The sequence below is a fragment of the Pigmentiphaga sp. NML030171 genome, assembly GCF_002188635.1.
GTDB lineage: Bacteria > Pseudomonadota > Gammaproteobacteria > Burkholderiales > Burkholderiaceae_B > Pigmentiphaga > Pigmentiphaga daeguensis.
The window spans coordinates 1-2,415 of the sequence record NZ_NINX01000001.1 but is presented as its reverse complement, the minus strand read 5'-3'; the positions used below and the strand labels follow the sequence as shown (position 1 = coordinate 2,415).

At 66.7% G+C, this 2,415-nt stretch carries 3 protein-coding genes; all 3 read left to right on the top strand.

The window, feature by feature from the left end:
• Positions 1-75: 75 nt before the first annotated feature.
• The 3 genes from CDO46_RS00015 (at position 76) to CDO46_RS00005 (ending at position 2,380) form a co-directional block, all read left to right on the top strand.
• Positions 76-414, top strand: a complete 339-nt coding sequence (locus CDO46_RS00015) for a transposase (RefSeq protein ID WP_132980624.1) — start codon at positions 76-78, stop codon at positions 412-414.
• Positions 411-746 (top strand): IS66 family insertion sequence element accessory protein TnpB, encoded by a 336-nt coding sequence (tnpB, locus tag CDO46_RS00010; protein ID WP_165963348.1) that lies wholly within the window; start codon positions 411-413, stop codon positions 744-746. Before CDO46_RS00015 ends, tnpB begins: the two co-directional genes overlap by 4 nt.
• Before the next feature lie 62 nt (positions 747-808).
• On the top strand, positions 809-2,380 hold the full coding sequence (locus CDO46_RS00005) for an IS66 family transposase (protein ID WP_087836530.1): 1,572 nt from the start codon (positions 809-811) through the stop codon (positions 2,378-2,380).
• Positions 2,381-2,415 lie beyond the last annotated feature (35 nt).

Below are 2,415 nucleotides of genomic sequence, written 5' to 3'. Positions count from 1 at the left end.
CGTAAGCGCCCGGTGATCCCGTCTTGAGCCACGGCGTTGTCCTCGATTAGTGTCCACCATTTTTTGGTGGACACCATGGCAAAGACAGAATTAGTGCCGTTGCGTAAGCGCCGGTCTTATCCGAAGACGCTGAAGGCCCAGATCGTGGCGCAGTGCAATCAGCCGGGGGCATCCATTGCCAGCGTCGCGCTGTCGCACGGCGTGAACGCGAACCTGGTGCATAAATGGATCCGACTTGCCTGCCGCGCGCCGGCCGCTACGCCCGCGTTTGTGCCCGTGGTGGCACCGCCGCTGCCGGCACCGGGCCGGCATATTGAAATCCGGCTGTCGCGCGGCCCGGTGCAAGCGACGGTGCAATGGCCCGTGAGCGAAGCCGGTGCCTGCGTGGCGTGGCTGCGGGAGTGGCTGCGGTGATCCGCATCGATGCGATCTGGCTGGCGACCGAGCCGCTGGACATGCGTGCCGGCACCGAGACAGCGCTGGCGCGGGTGGTGGCGGTGTTCGGTATTGCACGCCCGCACCACGCCTATTGTTTCGCTAACCGACGCGCCAACCGCATGAAGGTGCTGGTGCACGACGGGATCGGCGTGTGGCTGGCCGCGCGCCGGCTGAACCGCGGCAAGTTCGTGTGGGCCGATGCGCTGCGTGGCCCCCACATCGCGGTCGACAGTGAGCAGTGGCAGGCGCTGGTGCTGGGCCTGCCCTGGCAGCATGTGGGCGCGGCAGGCGCGATCTCGGTGTTGTAGCGCCGGACAATCCGGCAAGACGCCAATACCGCCGCGGGGAGCCCTGCGGCATACTGGTGGCCATGAGTACCGCATCCCTGGACCACCTCGACGCGCAGCAGCTACGCGCGTTGGCAGAACGCCTGATGGGCGAGGTTGCCGCGCGTGACGCCCAGATAGCGGCGCACGATGCGGTGGTTGCCGATCGGGATCGCGTACTGCACTTCAAACAGACGCACATCGACCAGCTCATGCAGGAGCTGGCGCTGTACAAGCGCTGGCGCTACGGCAAGCGCAGCGAGCAACTGAACCCGGCGCAGGCAAGCCTTCTGGAAGAGACGATGGATGCCGACATGGCGGCTATCGAAGCGGAAGTGAACGCGCTGCGCGAAGCGATCGCCACAAAGCCTGCGCCGTCGCAAGCGCCGCGTCGCATGCGGCTGCCGGCCGAGTTGCCGCGCACCGACATCCACCACGAACCGGCGTCCACGACGTGCCGCTGCGGCTGCGGTTTGAAGCGCATCGGCGAGGACGTCAGCGAGAAGCTGGATTACCTGCCGGGCGTCTTTACGGTCGAGCGCCACATCCGCGGCAAGTGGGTGTGCGAGCACTGCGAGACGCTCACGCAGGCGCCCGTGCCCGCGCAGGTCATCGACAAGGGCATCCCGACGGCGGGGCTCTTGGCGCAGGTGCTGGTGGCGAAGTTCGCCGATCACCTGCCGCTGTATCGCCAGGAAAGCATCTTTGCGCGCGCCGGGCTGGCGCTGCCGCGCTCGACGCTGGGCGAATGGGTCGGCGTGTGCGGGTTGCGGCTGCAGCCCTTGGTCGATGCGCTGAAGGCCGAAGTCCTGGACAGAGCAGTGCTGCATGCCGACGAGACGCCGGTGCAGATGCTCAAGCCCGGGGCGGGCAAGACGCACAAGGCTTACCTGTGGGCCTACACGCCGACCTCCTATGACAGCCTGCGCGCAGTGGTCTATGACTTCACCCCCAGCCGCGCCGGTGAGCACTGCCGCACGTTCCTTGACGACTGGCGCGGCAAGCTGGTGACTGACGATTACGTCGGCTACAAGGCCGGGTTCGCGGCCGGCATCACGGAGCTGGGTTGCATGGCCCATGCCCGTCGCAAATTCCATGACCTGCATGCTAGCAACCAAAGCCAGATTGCCGGCCAGGCGCTGGAACTGTTCGGCGCCCTGTATGGTGTCGAGCGCGACGTGGCTGATCTGCCCGCCGACGAGCGGCAGCGAATGCGAGAAGAACGCGCGCGGCCGATCGCCGAGACGCTGCACCGGTGGCTGATCGCGCAGCGCCAGCGCGTGCCTGACGGATCCGGCACGGCTCGCGCCATCGACTACAGCCTCAAACGCTGGGAGGCACTCGCGCGCTATCTAGACGACGGCCACGCGCCGATCGACAACAATTGGGTCGAGAACCAGATCCGTCCCTGGGCGGTCGGACGTGCGAACTGGTTGTTCGCGGGGTCGCTGCGCGGCGGCCAGCGCGCGGCCGCCATCATGAGCCTGATCCAGTCGGCACGCCTGAACGGGCATGATCCGTATGCCTACTTGAAGGACGTGCTCACGCGGCTGACAACGCAGAGGAACAATCGGATCGCCGAACTGCTGCCACATCGGTGGACACCGGCCACCTGATTGCCGTCGTCAAGGCGTGATTACCGGCCGCTTAC